Source organism: Microbulbifer hydrolyticus, from assembly GCF_009931115.1.
Lineage (GTDB): Bacteria > Pseudomonadota > Gammaproteobacteria > Pseudomonadales > Cellvibrionaceae > Microbulbifer > Microbulbifer hydrolyticus.
In genome coordinates, this window is the sequence record NZ_CP047491.1 from 2,591,193 (window position 1) to 2,615,358 (window position 24,166).

The 24,166-nt window shown below is 56.1% G+C and carries 24 protein-coding genes; 14 read left to right on the forward strand and 10 right to left on the reverse strand.

Annotated elements, in window-relative coordinates:
- The first annotated feature begins 62 nt into the window (after positions 1-62).
- The 9 genes from GTQ55_RS10975 (at position 63) to GTQ55_RS11015 (ending at position 9,709) form a co-directional block, all read left to right on the forward strand.
- Complete coding sequence (locus tag GTQ55_RS10975) at positions 63-1,532, forward strand: aminoacyl-histidine dipeptidase (protein WP_161858768.1); 1,470 nt, start codon at positions 63-65, stop codon at positions 1,530-1,532.
- A 276-nt stretch (positions 1,533-1,808) separates the two neighbouring features.
- On the forward strand, positions 1,809-2,657 hold the full coding sequence (locus tag GTQ55_RS10980; RefSeq protein WP_161858769.1) for a hypothetical protein: 849 nt from the start codon (positions 1,809-1,811) through the stop codon (positions 2,655-2,657).
- 323 nt (positions 2,658-2,980) lie between these two features.
- Complete coding sequence (locus tag GTQ55_RS10985) at positions 2,981-3,475, forward strand: hypothetical protein (RefSeq protein ID WP_161858770.1); 495 nt, start codon at positions 2,981-2,983, stop codon at positions 3,473-3,475.
- Positions 3,476-3,636: 161 nt separating this feature from the next.
- Positions 3,637-4,104 (forward strand): Cys-tRNA(Pro) deacylase, encoded by a 468-nt coding sequence (gene ybaK, locus GTQ55_RS10990; protein WP_161858771.1) that lies wholly within the window; start codon positions 3,637-3,639, stop codon positions 4,102-4,104.
- 57 nt (positions 4,105-4,161) lie between these two features.
- On the forward strand, positions 4,162-4,812 hold the full coding sequence (locus GTQ55_RS10995) for an HAD hydrolase-like protein (protein WP_161858772.1): 651 nt from the start codon (positions 4,162-4,164) through the stop codon (positions 4,810-4,812).
- Between the two features lie 9 nt (positions 4,813-4,821).
- Complete coding sequence (locus GTQ55_RS11000; RefSeq protein ID WP_161858773.1) at positions 4,822-5,139, forward strand: YceK/YidQ family lipoprotein; 318 nt, start codon at positions 4,822-4,824, stop codon at positions 5,137-5,139.
- 124 nt (positions 5,140-5,263) lie between these two features.
- Entirely contained in the window at positions 5,264-6,256 is a 993-nt protein-coding gene (gene rdgC, locus GTQ55_RS11005; protein WP_161858774.1) for a recombination-associated protein RdgC, read from the forward strand.
- A gap of 370 nt (positions 6,257-6,626) precedes the next feature.
- Positions 6,627-7,778, forward strand: a complete 1,152-nt coding sequence (locus GTQ55_RS11010; RefSeq protein WP_161858775.1) for a hypothetical protein — start codon at positions 6,627-6,629, stop codon at positions 7,776-7,778.
- Positions 7,775-9,709: a DUF3857 domain-containing protein gene (locus GTQ55_RS11015; protein WP_161858776.1), complete on the forward strand. Its 1,935-nt coding sequence runs from the start codon at positions 7,775-7,777 to the stop codon at positions 9,707-9,709. The genes GTQ55_RS11010 and GTQ55_RS11015 overlap by 4 nt, the downstream gene beginning before the upstream one ends.
- Positions 9,710-9,736: 27 nt before the next feature.
- Here the strand turns inward: GTQ55_RS11015 and gndA are convergent, their stop codons facing one another.
- Positions 9,737-11,257 carry an NADP-dependent phosphogluconate dehydrogenase gene (gndA, locus tag GTQ55_RS11020; RefSeq protein ID WP_161858777.1) on the reverse strand — a complete coding sequence of 507 codons (1,521 nt, stop codon included), beginning with the start codon at positions 11,255-11,257 and terminating at the stop codon, positions 9,737-9,739.
- Positions 11,258-11,399: 142 nt separating this feature from the next.
- Between gndA and GTQ55_RS11025 the strand changes: the two genes are divergently transcribed.
- From GTQ55_RS11025 to GTQ55_RS11045, 5 genes are all read left to right on the forward strand, one after another.
- The gene (locus GTQ55_RS11025; protein ID WP_161858778.1) at positions 11,400-11,936 is read left to right on the forward strand and encodes a PH domain-containing protein; all 537 of its coding nucleotides are present in this window, start codon (positions 11,400-11,402) and stop codon (positions 11,934-11,936) included.
- A gap of 106 nt (positions 11,937-12,042) precedes the next feature.
- Positions 12,043-12,510: a DNA breaking-rejoining protein gene (locus GTQ55_RS11030; protein WP_161858779.1), complete on the forward strand. Its 468-nt coding sequence runs from the start codon at positions 12,043-12,045 to the stop codon at positions 12,508-12,510.
- 80 nt (positions 12,511-12,590) lie between these two features.
- Positions 12,591-13,373, forward strand: a complete 783-nt coding sequence (locus tag GTQ55_RS11035) for an esterase/lipase family protein (RefSeq protein ID WP_161858780.1) — start codon at positions 12,591-12,593, stop codon at positions 13,371-13,373.
- A gap of 57 nt (positions 13,374-13,430) precedes the next feature.
- Positions 13,431-13,982, forward strand: a complete 552-nt coding sequence (locus GTQ55_RS11040; RefSeq protein WP_161858781.1) for a hypothetical protein — start codon at positions 13,431-13,433, stop codon at positions 13,980-13,982.
- Between the two features lie 27 nt (positions 13,983-14,009).
- Complete coding sequence (locus GTQ55_RS11045; protein WP_161858782.1) at positions 14,010-15,074, forward strand: mechanosensitive ion channel family protein; 1,065 nt, start codon at positions 14,010-14,012, stop codon at positions 15,072-15,074.
- 71 nt (positions 15,075-15,145) lie between these two features.
- On the opposite strand, the gene GTQ55_RS11050 is transcribed toward GTQ55_RS11045, so the two are convergent.
- The 9 genes from GTQ55_RS11050 to adk form a co-directional block, all read right to left on the reverse strand.
- Positions 15,146-16,153 carry a tryptophan--tRNA ligase gene (locus GTQ55_RS11050; RefSeq protein WP_161858783.1) on the reverse strand — a complete coding sequence of 336 codons (1,008 nt, stop codon included), beginning with the start codon at positions 16,151-16,153 and terminating at the stop codon, positions 15,146-15,148.
- A 165-nt stretch (positions 16,154-16,318) separates the two neighbouring features.
- Entirely contained in the window at positions 16,319-16,609 is a 291-nt protein-coding gene (locus GTQ55_RS11055; RefSeq protein WP_161858784.1) for a hypothetical protein, read from the reverse strand.
- 145 nt (positions 16,610-16,754) lie between these two features.
- Complete coding sequence (locus GTQ55_RS11060; protein ID WP_183946521.1) at positions 16,755-17,909, reverse strand: tRNA-queuosine alpha-mannosyltransferase domain-containing protein; 1,155 nt, start codon at positions 17,907-17,909, stop codon at positions 16,755-16,757.
- Between the two features lie 76 nt (positions 17,910-17,985).
- Complete coding sequence (locus tag GTQ55_RS11065; RefSeq protein WP_161858785.1) at positions 17,986-18,870, reverse strand: NAD(P)-dependent oxidoreductase; 885 nt, start codon at positions 18,868-18,870, stop codon at positions 17,986-17,988.
- Between the two features lie 81 nt (positions 18,871-18,951).
- Entirely contained in the window at positions 18,952-19,752 is an 801-nt protein-coding gene (locus GTQ55_RS11070) for an undecaprenyl-diphosphate phosphatase (protein ID WP_161858786.1), read from the reverse strand.
- 73 nt (positions 19,753-19,825) lie between these two features.
- Entirely contained in the window at positions 19,826-20,569 is a 744-nt protein-coding gene (gene tsaB / locus GTQ55_RS11075) for a tRNA (adenosine(37)-N6)-threonylcarbamoyltransferase complex dimerization subunit type 1 TsaB (RefSeq protein ID WP_161858787.1), read from the reverse strand.
- Positions 20,570-20,821: 252 nt separating this feature from the next.
- Complete coding sequence (locus GTQ55_RS11080; protein WP_161858788.1) at positions 20,822-21,619, reverse strand: hypothetical protein; 798 nt, start codon at positions 21,617-21,619, stop codon at positions 20,822-20,824.
- A gap of 493 nt (positions 21,620-22,112) precedes the next feature.
- Positions 22,113-23,153, reverse strand: a complete 1,041-nt coding sequence (hemH, locus tag GTQ55_RS11085) for a ferrochelatase (RefSeq protein WP_161858789.1) — start codon at positions 23,151-23,153, stop codon at positions 22,113-22,115.
- Positions 23,154-23,362: 209 nt separating this feature from the next.
- Entirely contained in the window at positions 23,363-24,016 is a 654-nt protein-coding gene (adk, locus tag GTQ55_RS11090) for an adenylate kinase (RefSeq protein WP_161858790.1), read from the reverse strand.
- Positions 24,017-24,166: the final 150 nt, after the last annotated feature.

Here is a 24,166-nt window from a genome sequence, read left to right on the forward strand (position 1 = left end):
CTCCGCGGCCGTCACCGGCCCACCCGGATTCACCCATCCCCGGTCAAGATTAAGGAATTTCCATGTCGACCATTGCCGAACTGAACCCGACCCCACTCTGGAAACACTTCGCCAAACTGTGCGAGATCCCCCGTCCTTCCAAGCATGAAGACAAGGTCGTCGCTTACATCCTGGACTTCGCCAAAGCCCGCGGTCTTGAAGTAAAGCTGGATCAGATCGGCAATATCATTATCAAGAAACCCGCCACACCGGGTATGGAAGATCGCAAGGTCCTGGCGATGCAGAGCCATGTGGACATGGTGCCGCAGAAAAATGCCGACACCGAACACAACTTTCTGACCGACTCTATCAAGCCCTACATCGACGGTGAATGGGTCACTGCCGAGGGGACTACTCTCGGTGCCGACAACGGCATCGGTGTTGCCGCCATCCTGGCATTGCTTGAATCAACAGATATTCCCCACCCAGCGCTGGAAGCCCTGCTTACCATCGACGAAGAAGCCGGCATGACCGGTGCCAAGAACCTGCAGCCGGGCCACTTCGAGGCGGAGCTGCTGCTGAACCTGGATACCGAAGATGAAGGTGAACTCTATGTGGGCTGTGCCGGCGGCGTTGATGTGAACGTTAGTCTGCCCTACACCGCCGAGCCGCTACCCGCCGGCTACAAAGCGTTCAAACTGAGCGTGCGCGGCCTGCGTGGTGGCCACTCCGGGCTCGATATCGACAAAGGTCGTGGCAATGCCAACAAGGTTGCCAACCGTATTATCGACGCAGCACTGACAGAAATCGCCGGGTTGCGTATTGGCAGCCTCGACGGTGGCAGCCTGCGCAACGCCATTCCGCGCGAATCCTTCAGTGTGGTTACCGTGCCCGCGGACAAGGCCGCACGGCTTATGGAAATCACCCTGCAGGAAACTGCCGTGATCAAGGCCGAGCTGGATACTGAAGCCAAACTGGATATCACAATAGAAGAGTGCGAGACGCCGGATACGGTGATGGACAGCGCAAGTCAGCGCAAGTTGATCCTCGCCCTGCGCTCCTGCCCCAGCGGCGTTGAGCGCATGAGCACCGCACTGGAAGGTATCGCCGAGACCTCCAACAACCTGGCCCGCGTAGTCACCGAAAGTGAGGACGGCCAGAGCCGCGTCCGTGTCCAGTGTCTGGTGCGCAGCCTTTCCGATAGCGCCCGCGACCAGCACGGCCTCAATGTTGCCGCCGCCTTCGAGCTCGCTGGTGCCGAGACGTCACTGGACAACGCCTATCCAGGCTGGACACCGAATATGCAATCGCCGCTGCTGGCGCTGATGAAAGCGGTCTACAAGGAAATGGAAGGCAAAGAGCCGGAAGTCAAAGTGATTCACGCGGGACTCGAGTGCGGTCTGCTGGCAAAACCCTATCCGCACTGGGATATGGTCTCCTTCGGCCCCACCATCCGCCGCGCCCACTCGCCGGAAGAGCGGGTGCATATCGAAAGCGTGGGCAACTTCTGGGCGTATTTCCTGAAGGTCGTTGAGGCAATTCCGCAGCGGTGAGCTGTCGTGCGCTTAACCTGCTACTATCAAGCCCGGCGTCAGCGCCGGGCTATTGTATTTACCCTGACCCGGAGCACGGGCTGCTCTCCTGGTAGCCCGTAGTAGTCGGCAGTTGAGGCCGAGCGTGCTTTGCACCCAGTCTCCCCCTCCCCCAAGGTCGACCACAAACTAAAATGTCGAGATGCCCGCCTAAAGCCAGCAGTGTTGGCCATCATCGAAAAATTTCACGCTACACTCTCTAGTCTCACCTAGTTCCACTGTCAAAAAAGTGACGGTATGAAAACAATAAGATTGGTGCTCCAGAGACTCTTTCTTGCCTGCACGCTCGGCCTTTACGGCTGCGTCAATGAAACCACCTATTCTAATCGCTCGATGGTGGAGCCAGACCAAACTGTCAAACAGGTTTACGGGCAGCCAACCGTATTCTCCGAAGGTGACAGCCTCGTGGCGCTGGCCGTTGACCAGAGCACCTACAGATCCCGGGATAACGTGATATTTCTGCGACTGTGGGTATACAACGGCACCACTTCCTCTTTTTCGATAGGACACACTAATGTCTCTGCCCGCGCAGAGCTGCAGGCGGAACTAACACTGCAGGCCTCTGCCGGCCAGTCGCTACACTCTCTTTCCCAGAGAGATTTCAACCACTGGCGTAAGGAGCATACACGCCGCAAGATCCTCAGCGTAAACGAGTACTACAAGGGCTCTATCGTCAACCACCCGTATCTGGCCCTCAACGGCATTGAGGAATGTACGCCATACGACAGTCGCGACTGTATCGACGAGCTATTGATAAAACACAACGACGCGAGCATACAGGTTCCCATAGCGCTGGGCTTCGGGAAGATTGCCCGCAATGCTAGCGGCCAGCTGGTGCTGATCGATGACAATCCTTTTTCCCGAGTGGTACGCGAAATAAACTATCGCCGAACTACTCCTAAGCATCGACATATATTTCCTACGCAGGAACTACCCCCGGGGGAGATTCAAGGGGGCTTTATCGCTCTGGATATCGCATCGCTACCCGCTGACGGCAAGCGCAATATTGTGGTCGAAATCCAAGCGGGCAGTGAAACACACCAGTTTGTGATTGAGCAAAGCCCGCAGGTAGACCCCGCAACATAATCGTGCAGGCAACCACCATCCGCCGGGCCCACTCGCGGGGAAAGCGGGCACATAGCGAAAATGGGGGTAATTTCTGGGCGTATGTCCTGAAGGCCGTTGAAGCGGTTCCTCCGCGCTGATCCCCCAAAGGTTCGTCAAAACCACCAGCCCGGCCCATAGCACCGGGCTTTTTGCTCCGACCTAATGCAGGCAAATAAGCGGAAACGGCACTTGCGCAAGCCACCCGGACAGCAATAGCGTTCCTCAATGAAGCTATTCATTGGAACTTAATATTCCTGGCGGCGGTCCTATAAGCTCGATAACAACTTTAAGGACCCCCCTACATGAAAGCCCTATACCTGCTTATTGCTCTTTTCCCCGGCCTCGCCATGGCCAACAGCGATTCAAAGTTCGCTATCGGCCTGGGTACACCATATGGCGGTTTCGCAGGCCTCAAATACTCGGTAAAAGTGAATGACGACATTTTTTACGCGGGGGCTGGCCTCGCACATATTGACGATTCGGATGTCGGCGTGACACTTGGCTGGGAACGGGCCCTGAATGAAAAGCATGGATTCGGGTTTGCCCTGAGAGGCCGCACCGTGGAGGGGGGTAACGTTTACTATCCCGCGGGGTACTTTGGACTGGACGAGGCCACCAGGAGAAAGGACGGATACGAGGCGGCGCTGTTCGGTAACTATACGTATTATTTCAGCGGCGCCAGTCAATCAGGCTTTTTGGCCGGCGCCAATGTAGGAAAGCAATACCGTAAAGATAACGTAAGAAGCTACGTCAGGAATGGGACTTTTATCGGAGTGCATCTTGGGTATCAATTTTAGTGCCCGCTTCCGCCCCACAGTAAACATACCTGAAAACCCGGAGTGAATCCGCTCCGGTTTGGGAACCTCCCAAAGGAATAGCATTGCAAACCCATGATCGACACATTTTGTATTCATGGGTAATTACAGACAAAATAGGAAAAAACTGACGGGCACAGAGTATGACCCCCGCTATCAACACGGCCAGGAAGGCCAACATTCGCCACAGCATTCACGAATATGCCCACGACCCGGCCGCGGAGTCCTATGGGCTTGAAGCTGCGACAAAACTGCAAGTAGATCCTGCGCAAGTCTTCAAGACTTTGGTGGTCAACCTCGATGGGAAAGCACTCGCAGTTGGCATTATCCCGGTAAACTCCCAACTGAGCATGAAGCGAATAGCGGGGGCTGCGGGAGCCAAAAAGGCGGAAATGGCAGACAAACAGGATGTCCAGCGGTCTACGGGATATGTACTCGGCGGTGTAAGCCCTCTAGGCCAGAAAAGGTTGCTTCCGACCTTCCTGGACGATTCCGCACGGTCCTATGAAACCATTTTCGTGAGCGCCGGCCGACGTGGCCTGGAAATTGAGCTCTCCTCGCAAGACCTGCTCACGGTGACGAAGGGCGGTTTTGCAACGCTCTGCCAGTAAGGTTCCGTAAAGGCAACACGTATTTTACCTGGAACAGGCAATAACAAAAGGAAGCTTATGCCCGACTATGAATGGTTACTGTTCGACCTGGATGGCACCCTGAGCGATCCCGCTGAGGGGTTTGTGAACTCCATGAATCATGCCCTTGTTTCCCATGACTATCCCGCGCGCCCGGCAAGCGAATTGACCACCTATATTGGTCCTCCCCTCGAAGTAACCATGGGTAACCTGACCGGTTCAAAAGACAGCAAACGTATCCGCTCGCTGGTGGATAAATATCGGGAACGCTACTCAGAAACTGGCTATGCGGAAAACTCCCTTTACCCGGGTATAGCGGATACCCTCGAACACCTCAGCCAGACCGATGGCGTTCGTCTTGGCGTGTGCACATCCAAGCGCGCCGATTTTGCAAAACGTATCCTCGAGCGGTTCAGTCTCCTCCATTATTTCGAATTTGTAAGTGGCGGCGATGTGGGAATTGCCAAGTGGCAGCAGCTGCAGGGACTACTGGCAGACAGGACTATTTCTCGCCGCTCCCTGATGATTGGCGATCGCCATTTCGACCTGTCTGCCGCCGCAAAAAACGCACTCCCCAGTGCCGGGGTATTGTGGGGCTACGGGTCCAGGGAAGAACTCACCGAGCACGGTCCTGCACACCTGTTTACCCGCCCGGTAGAAATCCGGGACCTTTTTGAACACAAGCAATAAGGAACTCCCATGAAGTATTTTCTCGCTTTTCTGTCACTCGCTCTTCTGCCGGGCTGCGGCACGGTTACCACATTGAGCAACTCGGATGCGGAGATCGCCAGCAACCTGAAGCGACAGAATTCTGGCTGCGTCAGCGTACCGCGCGTATACAGCGGGGTTGCCTACAATATGTGCAAACTGAACTCCAATGGCAGTTCCGTTTACTTCCTTCCCGTGATTGGTGTTTATCTGGTCGACAGCGTATTTTCAGCGGCGACCGATACCGTCGCCCTGCCCTACACCGTCTACGCACAAAACCAGAAAGGCAGCCTGTCGCTGAACAATTAATAACCAGTACTGCGCATCATACGATACTGTCAGGGAATGACCGGTCCCGACTTTGACTGGCTCCCACATCGCATACATCGCATAATGCGCGGCCAAAATTTCAAACCGACGATTGGCCTGCTGTATGTGGTTTAAGAATCTGCGCGTCTACCGCCTTACACGCGAATTCGCTCTCTCTGCTGAAAAATTGAACGAGCTGCTCGAGTCCGACACGTTCACTCCCTGTGGAAGTCAGGATATGGCCCGCTACGGATGGGTACCTCCGCTGGGACGCCACGGTAGTGAGCTGGTACACGCCGCCAACGGCTACCTGATGGTGTGCGCGAAGAAGCAGGAGAAGGTTATTCCTGCAGCGGTCGTCAATGAGAAGGTCGAGGAAATGGCGCTTGCCATCGCGGAGAAGGAAGCCCGCAGTGTGGGGCGCAAGGAGCGGCAGAACCTCAAAGACGAGGTATTGCTGGAAATGCGGCCCAAGGCTTTCGCCCGATCGCGCCTGCAGTTTGCCTACATCGACCCCAAAGACGGCTGGATTGTGGTCAATGCCTCCTCCGCAAAGGCCGCAGAAGAACTGCTGGAAAACCTGCGCGAGGCCATCAGCAGCCTCTCCGTAGTGCCGCTTGCGGCGAAGAACATCCCCCAGCAGTCCATGACCCACTGGCTCACCGCGCCGGAAGCCCCGGCGAATTTCGAGTTTGGCCACGAGTGTGAGCTGCGCGACCCGCAGGAATCCGGAAGCGTAATCCGCTGTAAAAACCAGGACCTGTGTGCCGAAGAGATCCACAACCACCTGCTGGCCGGCATGCAAGTGCACAAGCTCGGCCTGGTGTGGCGCGACGGTGTCGAACTGATGGTGGACGACCAGCTGTCTATCAAACGCCTGAAGTTCAGCGATGCCGTCACTGAGAAAGCCGACAACACAGATGCGGACAACGCCGCCCAGCGATTCGACATTGAATTCTCGGTGATGACCCTCGAAATATCCGCGCTGCTCAAGGACCTGCTGGCCGCCTTTGGCGGGCTGAACACGGACACCGCCAGTGTCGACGAAATCGTTGCACGCGCTTCCCGCGCTGACAGCGAGCAGCAACTGGCAAAGGAAGTAGAGGAGGTTGTCTAGACAACCGCAGAAACCTGTGAGGGCCTGCCGAGCTTTGTGACCGGCAGGTTTCCCTGACAGGTTTTACATTTCCACGAAACCAGGCTGGCTCGGGCAGTCACAACAGTTTTCCAATTTGGCCACATGCAGCATCACATTTTGCCCCACTGGAATCCCTTTTCGCATCCATCCTGCAGGGCTTATTCATAGTCGGCCTGCACTCAGACTGAGCGGTGTCCACCAACGATATTGCCTCCGCTAGAACGCCTCCTTTCCTAACCTACAACCCCACCCACCTGCGGTCCGTCTCAGCCCTCGAATCGCAAAATTGGCACAGGTTTGAGATACTCTGGACCAATAAAGAATAACAATCAGGGAAGGAAGACTGTCCATGTCTATTCACGCCTCCACTTCTACTCCAGATGGTCAATTCGCAACCAGCTCCGACGTTAGCCCGACCACAGGAATCGGTGACCAAGCGCACTCTGACCGCAGCAACGTCGACCCACAAAACGTCGCCAAACCGAGGAGCCTAGGGTGGGAGGTTGTATTATTTATCGCCACGTTTGGACTTTACTTCTCTTACTACCTCTACCGCGTGGTGAAAGACTTCCGCACCATTAACCACGAGAAGGTTTCACCCGCGTGGTGGATTCTCACTCCGTATTTCCTGCTGGCTCAGTTTTTTGCGTACCCTCGCCTGATGCGCCTGCTAGAAAATGCAGAGTCTCGCTGTGAGCTCTCGCAGCCTTGGGGACAGTGGCGTAAGCTCTGGATGCTTGGGATGTGGGTAGTTACCTTGCTCATCAACGTCTCCGATAAAGTTCCTGATTCGGACCGGTGGTTTGTCGCCGTATTTTTTCTCGGTACCGTTCTTTTCTCTGTTTTACACAGGCGAGTAAACCGTATCCGTACCGCGTACTGGAAGCGTCTATCTCAAGGCTCAACACTCTCCCGCCGTTACAACCCCGCAGAATGGATTCTGACTGTTCTTTGCCTGCCGGTCGCAACCGTATTGCTGTGCATCTTATTGTTTTATACGCAGATGTTTGGTGGCAATCAGCTAGAGGCGCTAAAACACGGAGCTATCACCAAGCAAGAGGGACACCCATTTAGGGTAAAAGTCCAGGGGGACCACTGGTCGCGAGTAGAAATTGGTTCACACTCGGACGGGACAGCACTCCTCGAACTGGAGGGCGCAAACACTAACGCCTACTTTGTGGTTTTCCACCACGGAAAAGAAACCTCGCTGAATCAGGTTTCCGCATACCGCACTGATGAGGCTTCCGAGGAGTTCTCGCAAACGACCTGTATGGAAAACCGAGAGTTCCTTGCTACTGACAACAGTAACGGCAGTAGCATTGTGTCCTCCCTCGAATGTCGCGGAACACTGCTCGGTAACAAAGTCCTGGTTACCAGTAGGTCCATACAAACGGATGAAGGGGTTTACGAACTCTACGGACAGCTCGTCGCAGCCAAAGCAGACTTCAATCACGCTGAGGGTGACTACCAGGAAACCGAGAAAGGATTTCTTCCGCTATGAAACCGATCGAAGCCACCAAATTGCTCATGTCAGCGCTCTTGTCAATGATCTTGCTGTCAGCAAGTCCCCATGTATCTGCCGTTCAATCCCCTATAGAGAAGGTCAGATGGACGGGAGAAACAAATCAAGCGCTGATGGATTTCTCAAAAGAATATCTCCGGGGTGAACTTCCAGAACGGTACACACTGGCCGGTTTTCGCGCGGACATTCACGTTGGTAAAACCGAGGTTAAGTCCAGAATCCAAGCGGTGACCTACTACGCAACATCCAGTGAAATAGAAAACCGCGGCAACGAACTTATCTATTTCAACCAGGGCAACGAGCGCGTCACCATTCACTCGGCGGGATCCATCGCCCCAGACGGAAACATCCAAATTTTTGATCCAGCGAATGTTCAGGTCGTCGAGTCGAATGAATACAACACATTTAGCGACACCAAAATTGCGGTAATCCCTATACCCGGCCTTTCCACTGGTGGCCTTGGCTTTCTCGATTACGAAATCATCACCGACAAGGCACAGTTAGAAGCCCCCTGGTCAAGAATTTTCTACCCAAGAGGCACATTTGAGTATCAGAACTATCACGTGCAGATAACCAGTGCTCCGGGTATTAACTTGCAATACCAGAACGAGAGCGATGCATTAGGTTGCAGTACCGAAACGGCGACCATCACATGCAGCGCAAAACAGATACCCGCACTCAAGCGAGACGAAACCGTTTACTGGAGGGATGTGATCAACCAGCTAGTAGTTACCGAAGGGGAATTACGTTGGGCAGACATTGCCACGTTGATGCAAGACAAATTCGACAGCGCCCGGGTATCCTCAACAGAGGTCGACAAGCTCTTTAAAGAGCTCACCGAAGACAAACCTACTCTGAATGCAAAGATCTCTTCAATACATCGATTTGTCACCCGGGAAATCCGCTACAACTCAATGTCCGGACAGGGAAATGCCATTACGCCTCACAACATCCATGAAACACTGCATAACCGATATGGAGACTGTAAAGACAAATCAGCCCTGCTGATCGAGCTACTGCAAAAGCTGGATCTGAATCCATTTCCGGTGCTGGTTGCCACCGAACGCAAAAGCCTGAGTAATTTATCGCTGCCGACAACGAGTTATTTCGACCACGTAATAGTCTGCAACGATGAAACGGAAGCGAACTTCTGTATTGATGCCACCGATACGGACACCGACTGGAACGTACTCTCCGCCTGGATTCAGGGTAGTGCCGCACTACCGATCAACTCTGACCCTCAGCCGATGACACTTCCACTGAACAAATATCGTTGGCGGCTGCATGCCAACACGGAAATTGTGTTTGACCAGAAAGGCGGGCAAATGGAAAAAACCACCAGAAAATACTCTGGTGAGTACGCGGGCTCCATACGCTCGATACTGGCTTCCAGGTCACCTGAAGAACGGCTCGAATGGGCACAGGAGCAGTACCAGGAAGCCTACGGTTCTGACGTTGAACCGCAGTTTTCCTTTACCGATATAGACCAGATAGCACCCGACCTGGTAATAAAGTCCGAAGTCCAATATGACCCGCTGCTGGACCCGCAAGCGCATCTGGCCTACACCGAGTACGATACTTGGATGATGGACGAGATCGACAGCCTTGTTATCGACAACAACCACTACGGCTACCAGTTTCCAGGGCTCACTGTAGAGTCCAGCTTTCAGTTTGACCTGGGAAAACTCTGGTCACTGACCTTTCCGGGGCAAACACTGGACCTACAGCACAAGTACGGTACGCTCTACCGGAAAATCCACCAATCAGCCCCGAGCTATCTGGAAGTGGTCTCAACTCTGGAGATACCCAGCCGGTATATCCCGGTTGAAGAGATTGATCAATTCAATCGTTTTCTCAGTGCCCTTAGGAGTGAAGCTCAGCTTCGTTTTGAGGCAAACACACTGGATTGATCAACCGTGCATACTGTGGCTTAGGGGTCAGATTTTTTTAACCGGCCTTCCCGCCTCTCCCCACAGCACGTGATATTTTTCCTGCTCCGGGCGATCCACCCGTGAAAAGGTATGCGCGCCGAAGAAATCCCGCTGCGCCTGCAACAGGTTCGCCGGCAGGGACTCGCGGCGGAAGGCGTCGTAATAACTGAGTGCGGACGACATCGCCGGCACCGGAATACCGCCGATGGTGGCATCCGCCACTGCTCGCCGCCAGTTACCCTGATGGCTGGCAATCTGCTCGATGAAAAAATCATCCAGCAGCAGGTTGGAGAGTTTGGTATCCCGCTCGTATGCATCGCTGATAGATTGCAGGAATACCGCACGAATAATACAGCCGGCCCGCCAGATTCTGGCAATTTCGGAAAAATTCAGCTCCCACCCCTGCTCCCTGGCAGCGAGCTTCATCAAATCAAAGCCCTGCGCATAAACGCAGATTTTTGCGCAATACAGGGCATCGTGCAGCTGGGCAATCACCTCGTCGCGCTTTTCCTGTGGTACTGGCGCCACATCAGGTCCCGCCAGTTTCCTGGCCGCTCGGGTGCGCAGGACTTTGCGCGTGGAGAGGGAGCGGGCGAACACCGCTTCGGCAATACTCGGTGCCGGGCACCCTACCTGCAGAGCGCCAACCGCGGTCCAGAGACCGGTGCCTTTCTGCCCGGCGCGATCGAGAATCACATCCACCAGCGGCTTGCCAGTTTCCGAGTCCTCGGTGTCCAGCACTTCGGCACTGATATCGATCAGGTAGCTGTTCAGTACGCCCTTGTTCCATTCCCGGAAAACACCGGCAATTTCCTGAGGGGTCATTTCCAGGGCGCTGCGCATCACATCGTACACTTCACAGATCATCTGCATGTCGGCATATTCGATGCCGTTGTGCACCATTTTTACAAAGTGGCCGGAACCGATGGGCCCAATATAGGCTGCGCAGGGCTCACCTTCTTTCACCGGGTTGCCCGGCTCGAAGCGTTCGATGGGCTGACCTGTGGCGGGGTCGACCTTGGCGGCGATTGCATGCCACACGGGCTCGATTCGCGCCCAGGCGTAACGATCGCCGCTGGGCATCAACGAGGGACCGAAGCGCGCTCCTACTTCACCACCGGATACTGCGGTCGTGAAGAAAATCAGCTTGCCTTCGTAGCGCTTGCAACGCTCGACGGAATCGGTCCACAGGCTGTTGCCGGTGTCGATCACGATATCATCTGCCTGTAGCCCGGCATCCAGCAATTTGTTGCATACGTCATCCACCGGCGCACCCGCGGGCACAGAGAGAATCACCAGGTGTGGCGCTTTCACCCGCGTCAGTAACTCCGTGTAGGAGTTGCATACTTCCACCCGTGGCGGCTGATCGCCACGTTCGCTGGCATCCTGTTCGATCAAGGCCTCAAGGCGGCCGTGATCAAGGTCAAACGCACACACGCGGTATCCGTTGTCGACGAGGTTGAGAATCAGGTTTTTCCCCATGACGCCCGCGCCAATAAAACCGATATCGCAAAGTGCTTCTGACATGAATTTCTCCAGAACAAAGGGTGCTGCTTGAGGCGGGCGGAGTATAGCAATCCAGCGCCTTTGCCGGGAGGCGTAATTAGCTACCGCCGCAAGCAATGATTACAATCTTTCCAATGACTTTAGACCCTGACGGACTCCCTTCATGCCAGCTTCATCGACGTCAAACACCGCGCCCGTAGAATTCTCCGCTCCCTGGAGCCGACAGCTCGCGCTGATCACCCTGTTGTGCGGCGTGATTATGTTCGGGATCAGCGGTGCCCTGCTGGCGAAGGCGCCGGAACAGCCGCCGCTGATGTATCAGGTGGGTATCGGCCTGTCGCCGGCCATATTCCTGCTATGCGCCCTGTGTGCGGTGCGCGGCTATCGCCTGCAGGGAAGCGACCTTTTCGTTGTTCGGCCTGGCTGGCGCACGCGCGTTTCCCTGGCAGCCATGGAGTCTGTGTCGCATGATCCGGAAGCCACGTCCGGGTCAATCCGCATTTTCGGTAACGGCGGCCTGTTCGGCTTCATCGGGCTGTTTCGCAACCAGAAGCTGGGGCGCTACCGCGCCTTCGCCACAGACCTTGCGCGCACGGTCGTTATCCGCCTGCCCGCCCAGACCATCGTGGTGACACCGAACGACCCCAAAAGGTTTGTGGAAGCGCTCCAGAACAGCCAGCAGCCAGTTGATAGGGCTTGACGGCCCGGTCACCATCAGGGGGAGTTAACCTCCCGGACTCTGGCGCTGAACTACACTAAATTGCAATCTGGCAGTTTATCTGGCCATGCTAGCCGCAGGGGGTTTTATGCAGCGCGCGTACGTAACTACTTTTCTGGGTTGTCTCATCGTCGCCTTACTCAGCAGTGTTGCCCGGGGCGATGAGTCCCGCAACGAAACCCTGCGCTTCGCCAAGGGAACAACGGGAGCCTCCGTCACCGGCAGTATCACCGGCTACAAGTCGGTGAATTACAAGGTCAGCGCCAAGGCCGGCCAGCATATGGTGGTGAAACTCTCCACCAGTCATACCGCTACTTACTTTAATGTTTACCCTCCGGGCCGCGGCCCCGGGGACGCGGCCCTATTTATCGGCTCAATCAATGGTGACCGCTTTGCCACCACTTTGCCGGACGGCGGCACCTATACGATTCAGGTGTATATGATGCGCAGCGCCGCACGGCGAAACGAGTCCGCAGACTTCAAGCTACGGGTAGATATCGACAGCGGAAAAACCAGCGGCCCCGGGTCAAGCCGTAACGGGGCCCAAGAATACTAGCTGATCCCTGACGCCGTGATTTATGGCGGCTGATGCGGTTAGAATCGGGACATATCACTAGCTGCCGATCAATCTATCCTATGGCCTTCCGACGCACCCGACCATTAAGCCCTGTTGCCAATACCGCCGCGGTACTCGTTTTCGGCCTGCTCGCCCTGGTTGCCCCAACTTCCTATGCGGAAGACTGCGTGATTCTGCTGCACGGGCTGGCCAAATCCGACAGTTCGATGAATAAGCTGGAGCAAGCGGCCGGAGACGCCGGGTTTATCGCGATCAATGTCGATTACCCATCCACGGAATTTCCCATCGAAAAGCTCGCCGGTCATGCCATCGCGCCAGCGCTCGACGCCTGTGCCGCGCAAGCCAGTGACCGTAGCGAGCAACCGTATCAGGTGCATTTCGTCACGCACTCCATGGGCGGCATTCTGGTTCGCCAGTACCTGAGCCGGGTGCACGTGGAAAACCTGGGGCGGGTAGTCATGCTGGGCCCGCCCAACCAGGGCAGTGAGGTGGTCGACCAGTTGGGAAGTTTCCCCGGCTTTCACTTTATGTTTGGTGATGCGGGCCTGCAGCTGGGTTCCGGAAAAATGAGTGTACCGAACAAGTTGGGCGCCGCGAGCTTTGATGTGGGTATCATCGCCGGCACTAAAAGTATCAACCCGATTCTCTCTCGCCTGCTGCCCGGCAAGGATGACGGCAAGGTCACAGTGGAACGCACCCGCCTGGACGGAATGAACGACCACCTCGAATTGCCGGTGACCCACGTTTTCATGATGAAAGACCGCAAGGTCATCAAGCAGGTCATCCACTACCTCCAGCACGGCCGCTTCCAGCGAGCAAAGACGCAGGCCGCCGACGACTGATCCGCCGCCCCGGAAACTATACTGGCTGCCCTGTTCCACCATTTTTCAGGGCTCCCAGTGCAGACATCCCATCGGCTCGCTTTTTCGCTGCTCTCCCCTCTGTTGCTGCCGCTTCTGTTCTCTGCGCCGGTCACCGCCGCCCCCGATGAAAATACACACCACCCCGTTCTGGCTGCAACGCAACACCTCGCGGTTTCCAACAAAGTCCAGGCCACCCAGAACCTCACCGGCCTGGATGCTCAGCAGCGGAGGGTGCAACTCCGTGAAGAAAGCCCGACGCCCGAGAACGACGCCGCGTCCCGTTCCCACAGCGCCCGCATTACCGCCACCATCAATGGGTATCAGGCCATTGAGTACCTTATCGATGCCAAGACCGGTCAATCACTGGAACTGGACGTGCACAGTAGCAACACCAGCGCCGGCTATCGTATTACTGCGCCGGCGGCCCCGCGGGCGCTGTACAAAGGTCACGGCCAGCACTCGCGTTTTTCCGTCACCCTCCCCCGCGACGGCACCTACCGGGTGCTGATCTATCTGATGCGCAATGCCGCGCAGAAGGGGGAGAGCGCCGATTTCGCACTGGATATCCGGCTGCGCAATCCGGGATAACCCCCTTTCCGGCGGAAACGTCATGTCATGATGCAGGACACACAAAACCAGACGAACACAACAGACAAGGCAGATGCCATTTCGGCAGACTACAGTGCGGCCATCGACCAGGTCGATAGCTGGGTGGACGGCGCCATCAGGTTGCTCCCCAATTTCACGGTGGCTCTGGTGATGCTACTTGTCGCGTTTCTGCTCGGCAGTATTTTCCGCTTTGTGATCCAGAGACACCTCGAGCGTCGTTCGCGCGGCAACCTGGGTGAAGTACTGGGTAGCCTGGTCAAATGGGGGGTGGTACTGGTGGGGTTTCTCCTCGCCGCCACCATCGTCATGCCGAGCCTAAAACCCGGCGACCTGATCGCGGGGCTGGGTGTGGGGTCCGTCGCGATCGGGTTTGCGTTCAAGGATATTCTGCAAAACTGGCTGGCGGGCCTGCTGCTTTTGTTGCGACAGCCCTTTGAAATCGGAGATCAGATAAAAGTTGCCGATTACGAGGGAACCGTACACCGCATAGAAACCCGCGCGACACTAATTGACACCTACGATGGCCAGCGTGTGGTCATGCCCAACAGTGACATATACACCAACGCGGTTCTGGTTAAAACGGCCCACGCCAAGCGTCGCAGCGATTACGAAATCGGCATCGGTTACAGTGACAACATCGAGGAGGCCTGCGAGGTTATCCGCAGCGCAGCCGCCAGTGTCAAGGGTGTGCTGTCAGACCCCGGCCCGGAGGCACTGCCGTGGGATCTGGCCGCCAGCTGGGTGGCTATACGCGCCCGCTGGTGGACCAGCAGCACCCAGACGGACGTTACCCACGTACGCGCCCAGGTGATTCAGGCGGTAAAAGAGGCGCTTGATGAAGCGGGTATCGACATGCCGTTTGAAACGCAGGTGCACCTGTTCCACGACCAGACCGATGAATCCGATGGTGAGCGGGGAGTACAGAGAGAGGGCTGGCCGGCGGGACTGGAGGATCGCGCAGAGCAGCGGCCACACCCACGCCGGAAGGCCGTCGATAATCAGCAAAAAGAACGAAAAGACCCGGAGCCACCGCGAGACAACAAGCCACCAAACAAACCTGGACCGGAATAACCCGGTGACGGAAACAACTGAGCCCACGAATGCGTGGGCTCAGTTACAGATGTTCGGGGCTTATGAGAGCGTCAGCCAATCTTGCGGATACCGACCGACTCGCGCAGTTTGGCCAGGAAAGGACGAGAGTAGGCGCGCGCCTTCTCAGCACCCTTTTCCAGCTCTACTTCAATCTGTGCCGGATTCGCCAGAAGCTCCTCGTAACGTTCACGCGCTTCGCCGATCTGACCATTGATCAGTTCGAACAACTGCTTTTTGGCTTCCCCCCAGGCGATGCCGTCCTCAAACGCCTTGCGCATCTCCGCAGTCTGCTCGGGCGTGGAGAATGCCTGCCAGATCTGGAATACCGTGGAAGTGTCCGGATCTTTCGGCTCACCCGGCTCCAGCAGATTGGTCTTGATCTTGTTGATGTGCTTTTTCAGCTTCTTTTCCGGCAGGAACAGTGGAATGGTATTTCCGTAGCTCTTGCTCATCTTCCGGCCATCGAGGCCCTGCAACACGGAAACGTGCTCGTCCACCACCGCCTCGGGCAGCACGAAGTGCTCGCCATAGTGGTGATTGAAACGCGCGGCGATATCACGGGCCATCTCAATATGCTGAATCTGGTCCTTGCCTACCGGCACCTTGTTGGCATTGAACATCAGGATATCGGCAGCCATCAGGATCGGGTAGCTGTACAGCCCCATGGTGATCCCGAAATCCGAGTCCTGACCGTCGTCACGGTTGGCATCCACCGCCGCCTTGTAGGCGTGTGCGCGGTTCATCAGCCCCTTGGCGGTCTGGCAGGTGAGCAACCAGGTCAACTCCGGAATTTCAACGATATCGGACTGGCGGTAGAAGACCACATTGTCCGTATTCAGGCCGAGCGCCAGCCAGGTGGCCGCGATTTCCAGCGTGGACTGGTGAACCTGCTCCGGGTCCTGACATTTGATCAGTGCGTGATAATCCGCCAGAAAATAAAACGACTGGTTATTTTCTTCCTGGCTGGCGGCAATGGCCGGGCGAATGGCACCCACATAGTTGCCAAGGTGGGGGGTTCCGGTCGTGGTAATGCCGGTAAGTACGCGCTGCTTGCTCATAGATCCTGATAAATCCTGGTGAATTCTATTCTACGGGTTCCGTTCTTTGACTGGTGTCGAGCGGCAAATCGAAGTTGAATGATACCCGTTTCCCGCATCAGGTTGCACGCTCGGGGCAAATTCCCCCGTGCCAAAGCGCTCGATATAAGTTGACCTGCCACCTAGTTAACGGCCCGCCCAGCTCTTCTCCCCACCTACTGTTACCGACTTCTTCTCGCAATCAATGAACCCGGGTAAATAACTGTACTGCTCGATCGCGTTTACGGTCTCACTACCCACTACCGCAAATAGATGATTCAGGAAAGCGATCTGCTTTGGATACGCCAGCACATTTGAAGCCGATGCAGTGAATAGTGCCGATACCGCTAATAATGTCCATTTATTCATGATTTTCCATTCCGGCTGGCTGGGGCGCGAGGTGCTACGCAGATAGGCACCGCTTGGGTAACTCAACATGCGGGCAATTCTTGCACAGTACTCAAATAGTCCCGACGATTCAGTGAATTGTCAATAAAGGGAACGCATTCCGGCTTGACCAACCCATGCATACAGGAGACCTGGACGCCCTTCACCGCCACAACCCTGCAGAAAAAGACATAGGCTAGCTTACGTTGACTATCTCAGTCAGGGCTTTCCTGTATTCGACACCGAGCTCCTCCCACGAGTACTCGTTCATATCAATCCTGGGAAGCGCCTTTCCCTCGGCCAAATAACCAGCCAACTTTTTCAACCGGTCCACCGCACCAGAAACGCCGCTGTAACGGTGTTCTTTCCGGTAGTACTCGGGATAGGCGAGACCGTCGGGAACAACCGGACAGCAGCCGAGCGCTACAGCCTCCATGACCGACAACCCCTGAAACTCATGGATTGCCGTTGAAAGTACCACATGGCTATGCCTCAAAGTCTCCCGGTAAAGCTCTGCGCTCTCCACATAGCCAACAACCAGCAAGTGATCGGCAAACCTTCGCTTGATCGTAGCGAACTCACTTGGGCTATTGCGGAAGGACTGCCCTATCATGTTCAGCAGGAACTTGACCTGCTTTCTTTTCAGCCCTTCGAGTATCTGAAGCAGCTTGTCAGCCCCCTTGTCGTACTCCCACCTTGCGGCCCAGCTAATGATCAAGGTGTCTTCAGAAGGTACCCCATCAAAGCCGTACTCCCAGCGATGATTCCACGCAAACGTTGGCCGCTGTGTACTCCCATCTATCGCTCTGCCCGCCCCCGCAAACGCGGTCGCTTCCAGTGGGACCGGCAATATGCGGGATTTGTCCGCGATTTCGCGGCAAATACCCCTGGGAACCTGGTCTGGCAGTTTGTGCAGCAGACCTTCGGCTCCCTCCAGCAAGGTACTGCGGTTGTATTCGGAGTTGAACAGCAGCAGGTCTCCGCACAGCGCAGTATAGATATTCAGCAACTGGGGCTCGACCGATTGCACCGCTTCCTCGCTGCGCGGGTAATCGAACTGGTTTTCATGGAAATACACCACGGTGGGTACCCGCCCCAGCTCCGGAACAAGTCCGCGCAGGGACGCGAGATCCGTCATGGAAGTAGTGACAAGCAGGTCCCAGGGCTGGCGCAGGGTCGCAAGTGCCTCCCCACGTCCCCAACTGAGACTATTGCCGCGTACGCGCCAGCTGAAGTAACGGGGCGGCAGACCAAGTGTGGTCCATTGCCACTCGGGAATCGCGGCCACCAGACCGCGCCGCCAGCGTTTGTGGCTGTCGGCATCGTACGCGGAAAGCAGAAGCACTTTCACCGAATTACCTGCACGATAAAGAAAGGGGTGGAGTTACTCCCGGCCGGATGGCCGGGGAGCTATGGAGTGTCGGGGGTCAGCTGAAATCCCGCAGATTGGTCAGCCGCGCAAACAGGCTGGAAGTATCCCAACGTCCGCCACCGAGCGCCTGTACTTCACTATAAAACTGATCCACCAGGGCCGTCACCGGCAGCAATGCGCCGTTGCGCTGGGCTTCATCGAGCACAATGCCCAGGTCCTTGCGCATCCAGTCAACCGCAAAGCCGTGTTCGTATTCGCCCGCCAGCATGGTCTTGTAACGGTTTTCCATCTGCCAGCTTTGTGCCGCACCCTTTGAAATCACGTCTACCACCTGTTCCGGGTCCAGCCCCGCCGCACGCGCAAAGTGCAGACCTTCGGACAGCCCTTGCACCAGTCCCGCGATACAAATCTGGTTCACCATTTTGCACAACTGGCCACTGCCCACCGGTCCAAGCAGGTTAACGGCACGCGCATAGCAGTCCATCAGCGGAACCGCCCGTTCAAAATCGGCGTTTTCGCCGCCTACCATAATTGTGAGGGCCCCATTTTCCGCCCCGGCCTGTCCGCCGGACACCGGAGCATCCAAAAAACCGATTCCTTTCTTCTGTGCTTCGGCGGCCAGCTCGCGGGCCACATCCGCCGAAGCGGTGGTGTGGTCTATAAACAGGCTTCCGTCGGACATTCCCCGGAAAGCCCCATTCTGGCCACAGGTAACCTGACGCAGGTCATCGTCATTTCCGACGCAGGCAAAGACAAAATCAGCTCCCCTGGCCGCCTTCTCAGGGGTTGCGAAGGCTTCGCCGCTATAGGACTCCAGCCACTCACTGGCCCGGCTGCCGGTGCGGTTATATACCCGCACGCGATAACCGGCCTTGGATAGATACCCGGCCATGGGGAAACCCATTACACCGAGCCCGATAAATGCCACTGTGGTTGTCATAAAAATACCTGTTCAGGATGTCTATTCAGCCGCACGCGATGACTGCCTTTTCATTCCCTGATTACAGTAACGCCGAGCAGATCAGTTGGCGAGCAGCAGCCAGATCAATGCGCCACCCAGTAAAAAACGGTAAATGGCAAAGGGAGCCATGCCAATGCGGCTGATAAATTGCAGGAAAAAATGGATACATAAATAGGCGCTGATTCCCGAAAGGACAACGCCGGAGAAAATACTACCCCAGGGCACCGATCCGGTTTCCAGCAGTTCAAGAGTCAGCAATAGCGCGCTCAGGGCAATCACGGGGATCGACATGAGAAAAGAAAAGCGCGCGGCCGCTTCCCGCTTCATCCCCAGCATCAGACCCGCAGTCATGGTAATCCCCGAGCGCGAAGTGCCGGGAATCAGCGCAATAGCCTGGGCCGCACCGATCATCAGTGCCTTTTTCCAGTTGAGCTTGCCCAGGTCGTGCTTTCTTTCACCGCGGACATCCGCCCACCAGAGCAGTGCGCCAAACACTATCGTGGTGGCCGCAATCACGGCAGATGAACGCAGGTGTGTTTCAATAAAATCCTTGAATGCGAGCCCCGCCAGCCCGGCGGGTATCGTTGCCAGGACAATCAACCAGGCGAGGCGGCCCTCATCACTGAAGTTGCCGGTTTTGAAACCGCCCAGTCCGTCGACGATCAAATGCCAGACATCCTTGCGAAAATACACCAGCACCGCGATCAGCGAGCCGAAATGCACGGCCACATCGAATGCAAGCCCCTGGTCCGGCCACCCGAGTACCTGATTGGGTAAAATCAGATGCGCAGAGCTGGAAATGGGAAGGAATTCGGTAACGCCCTGGATCAGGGCAAGAAAAATGATCTGAAAAGTTTCCATACGTGTTACTACTTATCCGGCCGGCCACAGCCCTGCGCCGTACGGTAATTGTTATTGGAGGATTACTCTGGCGTCAGCGGTTACGGATACGCTCACGTTTTTTCCAGGTTACCTCGTTCCGCAGATAAGCCGGCTCCAGGTCTTGCGCGGCAAGAAACTCCCCGTTGTTCCACCGGTCCGCCGCCAATACAGCGATATCCTGAGCATGAATTGCCGCCTCGGTCCATATGCTCCGTGGAGCCAGAGCGGCCAGCTGAGGGTACTGCCAGCCGGGGCCGGCAGCGTAAAACGGGCACTCGCCACCTTCAGCGGGAAGAAAGCCCCCCTCTTCCAGAGCGGAAATCACCTGTTCCGGCCCTGCAACCGCATCCGGTAACAACGCCTGACCAGGGCGCTCAGAGGAATACAGCCCCCAGTAAACCTCCTGCATCCGTGCATCCAGCGCCGGCAGTATCGGTGCATCGGTCCAATCGGGGTTCGTGCGCACCGCGCCACAGGCCATGGCCGCAAGGCTCGATACCGGCACCACCGGCTTGTCTATTGCAAAAGCCAGGCCTTGAACGCAGCTGATAGCAATACGCAGGCCAGTAAAAGATCCCGGCCCCTGACTGACCGCAAGGGCATCCACCTCGGCCAGGCTGCACTGGGCCTGCGCCAGTACGGACTCCACCATGGGCAACAGGCGGCGGGTGTGATCCCGCTCAGCCCGTACAAACTGCTCAATAACCTGGCAATCCTTGCGGCCGTTGTGATGACTTTCCTGGTACAAGGCAACAGAACAGGCGCCGGAAGTGGTGTCAACAGCCAGAAGTTTCAATGCTAGAAGCCCGTAATAAAGTAAGCCGAGTAGGAATTCAGGCCGCCAGGGCCAACAGATGCGGGGGAGAGCCCCGTGTCAGGGGCGAATTGTGGCACGCCCAGCGACAAACGCAACCGGGCAGCTCGGGGGGGCCGCCCCTGACCATATCCGTGCTCTCTCTACCGGAAGGAGGCCGAAACGCAAAAGCCCCGGCCAATGGCCAGGGCTTGGGTGACCTGCGCGGGGCAGGAGCGGCGAGAGACCTCGTGATCAGGACTTCTTCGATGGTCGGCCGCGACGAGCTCCAGCTTTCTTGGCAGCAGCCTTTGGCGGGCGCCCCCGGCGGGCAGACTTCTTGGGCGCAGACTTTACCTTTTGGGTTGCCGCTTTTTTGGCCGCAGCCTTTTTCGCTGAGGCCTTTTTCGGACGACCCGGTGTCTTCTTGGCCGTCTTTTTCGCCGCGGACTTCTTTACGGCCTTTTTCTTGCTGGCAGCCTTGGCCGCCTTTTTGGCTTCTGCTTTGGCCTTGGCCGCCGCTTTTTTCTCAAGCGCCTTGGCCTTTGCAGCCGCTTTCTTCGCCGCGGCCTTCACCTTGGCGGTTGCTTTCTTCTCTGCCGCCTTGACCTTTTTAGCATCGGCCTTGGCGCGAGCCTTCTTCCAGCGACTCTCGAACGCCTTCAACGCCTTCGCAAGCTCTTTATCCGCCTTCGCAGAGAGCTTTTCGGCCATTTCGGAAACAGATTTCTTTGCGGACTCTTCAGCCTGACGCACAGAATCCATCGCACTGGCCTTGGCCAGCGCCACCTTGGCTTCCGCTACCTTTAAACGCTGCTCACGTAATTTGGCATTTGCTGCGGCTAGCGACTCCTTGGCAGGGGCAGAACCGGTTTTCTGAACCCGAGCCCGCGCCTTGCCAACCCGATCCAGCTGGGCATCCAGTGCTTTCGCGGCAGAATCTACCGCCTTTTGCGCCTTCGCCACCACTGGTGATGTGCTGGTGGCCTTGGCGGCCGGTTTGGCTTTGGCTACGCGTTTTGCCTTGGCCTTTTTCTTTGCGACTCGTGCCATCCCTTGTCTCCTCTTTCTCTGTAAAAGAAGTCACTTTGAACACAGATATGTGTGCCGACCAGCAACTGCGGGAAAACCCCGTATTACGCTGCTGCCGGGAATTGCAACAGCTCCCGATTCACCATCCGGAGAAAGCACTTCTGCAAATAAATTAAGAAGCCTTTCCCCGATGCCCCTACCCGAGACCTTTTCCGGACTTTCGTCAAAAGCATTAAAGGAACATCTTCTCCGGCGCCCAGCTGCAAAATTTGGTTTCACAAACTGGAGCACTGGATGCGATCAATTCCCCGAGAAGGTGCTCGTAAAACTGGAGGATCGAGAGCAGCCCAGCCATTCAAAATGACACGGCTGTATCAAAGTTAATAAAAAAAGGGGGGTTTGCAAGAAAAAAGGGGCAAAAAAAACCGAATTTCTCAAAAAAATTCGGTTTTTTTGTATGTGCGGAGGTTTTTTTAAGAAAAATGGGCGTTTGAGAGAAAAAACCTCTCAGAAATTATCCGGCCTTTGTTCCGGGAATTCGCTCCCGGACAATGGCTTCGATCATCGCAATATGGTCTTCACGTGCATTCAACGCAGGAATATACCGATACTCACGGCCACCGGCATCGATAAAGTTAGCGCGATTCTCTACCGCTATTTCTTCCAGTGTTTCCAGGCAATCGGCGGAAAACGCCGGACAGATCACGTCGACGCTCGAAACCCCGCTGCGCCCCCACTCAACCAGGGTTTTATCCGTGTAGGGCTGAAGCCACTCCGCCTTGCCGAAACGCGACTGGAAAGTGATTTCCCACTTTTCCCGGGGAAGCCCCAGAGCCGCGGCCAGCCGCTCTGCAGTACCACAACAGTGCTCGTAATAGGGGTCGCCCTTGCGCGTGTTCGCCTTGGGTATTCCGTGGAAAGACATCATCAGCTTTTCCGCTGCACCGTGTTTATCCCAGTGCTCGCGAACAGTGTTTGCCAAGGCTTCAATGTAGCGTGGGTGTTTCCAGTAGTCGTGCACCACGGAAATGTCGGGTACGTTGCGCGATTTTCGGATTATCCTCGCCACCTGATCGTAAATTGCGCCAGTGGTCGTCGCCGAATACTGTGGGTAAAGTGGCAACACAGTAAACCCGGTTGCTCCTTCCTCCTGCAGCCGCGCGACCGTCTCAGAAAGGTTGGGGGTTCCGTAGGTCATGGCATAAGCGACCAAGGGGCCGCCATCTTGCCCGGCCTCACCTTCCACTCCGATCTCTCCTGCCCCTGCCTGAAGCCGCTCCTGCAGTAAATCCACCTGGCGCCGGGTGTAATACACGATCGGCGAGCCAGTTACAGCCTCTCCATCCAGCCCATGATTCCAGATCTCCTGGTAGGCAGGTGCTATCCGCTTGGGCCTCAGCGGTAAAATAAACAGGTTGAGTATCAGCTGCCAGACCGGCTTCGGAATTTCCACCACCCGGGTATCCGATAAAAACTCCCGGAGAAACGCCCGCACAGCGCCAGGAGTCGGCTCTGCAGGAGTCCCCAGATTCATCAGAATGATCGCGTGAGCCATATTCGTTCGCACTCCAATGGTTACAGGTTGAAGAGTTGTGAAGGTTGAAGAGAACAATGGGACGGGAGTATTTCAGAAACCAGCGCAAATGTATTTAGCGGGCTTTCTATAGGGCCTATAGCCTGCCGCATACTGAAAAGACAGAAGCCCGAACGAAAAAAAGGCTCCCGAAGGAGCCTTTCTTGGAAGAGTGCGAGCAAGCCGAGCAATCAGCTCAACGCCTCGAGCACCTTCTTACGGATATCATCCATGGAGCCCACGCCCTCGACCTTGCTGTACTTGGGCGCGGATTCGGGCTCGCGCTGCTGCAGCTCGCGGTAAAAGCCCACCAGCGGCTCGGTCTGCTCGTGGTAGACGGACAGGCGATTCCGTACGGTCTCTTCGCTGTCGTCAGCGCGCTGTACCAGCGCTTCACCAGTAACGTCGTCCAAGCCTTCATTCTTGGGCGGGTTATAGACCAGGTGGTAAACGCGACCTGAGCCCTCATGCACCCGACGACCGGACAGGCGTTTTACGATTTCTTCGTCGTCCACCGCAATTTCCAGCACATGATCGATGGACACTTGAGCGTCCAGCATGGCCTGAGCCTGGGGAATGGTGCGCGGGAAGCCGTCAAACAGGAAGCCGTTGGCGCAGTCCGGTTCGGCGATGCGCTCTTTTACCAGCGCAATGATCAGGTCATCGGAAACCAGTTTGCCCGCCGCCATGATGTCTTTGGCCTGCAGACCCAGCGGGGTGCCCGCTTTTACCGCAGCGCGGAGCATATCTCCGGTAGAAATCTGAGGAATTCCAAACTTCTCGGTGATGAACTGGGCCTGGGTACCCTTGCCTGCGCCCGGAGCGCCCAGAAGTATGATTCGCATAAACAGATAATCTCCAGATCATGCCGAGGCGCAGCGTTGCTCCTCGTAAAAAGAGCGCTACCTTACACTCTGCCCCAAGACAGAACAAGTGCGCATGTGGTCTGGCCGAATTTGGTAATTTTTTTACAAAAACCTGCGAAATTTCGACCA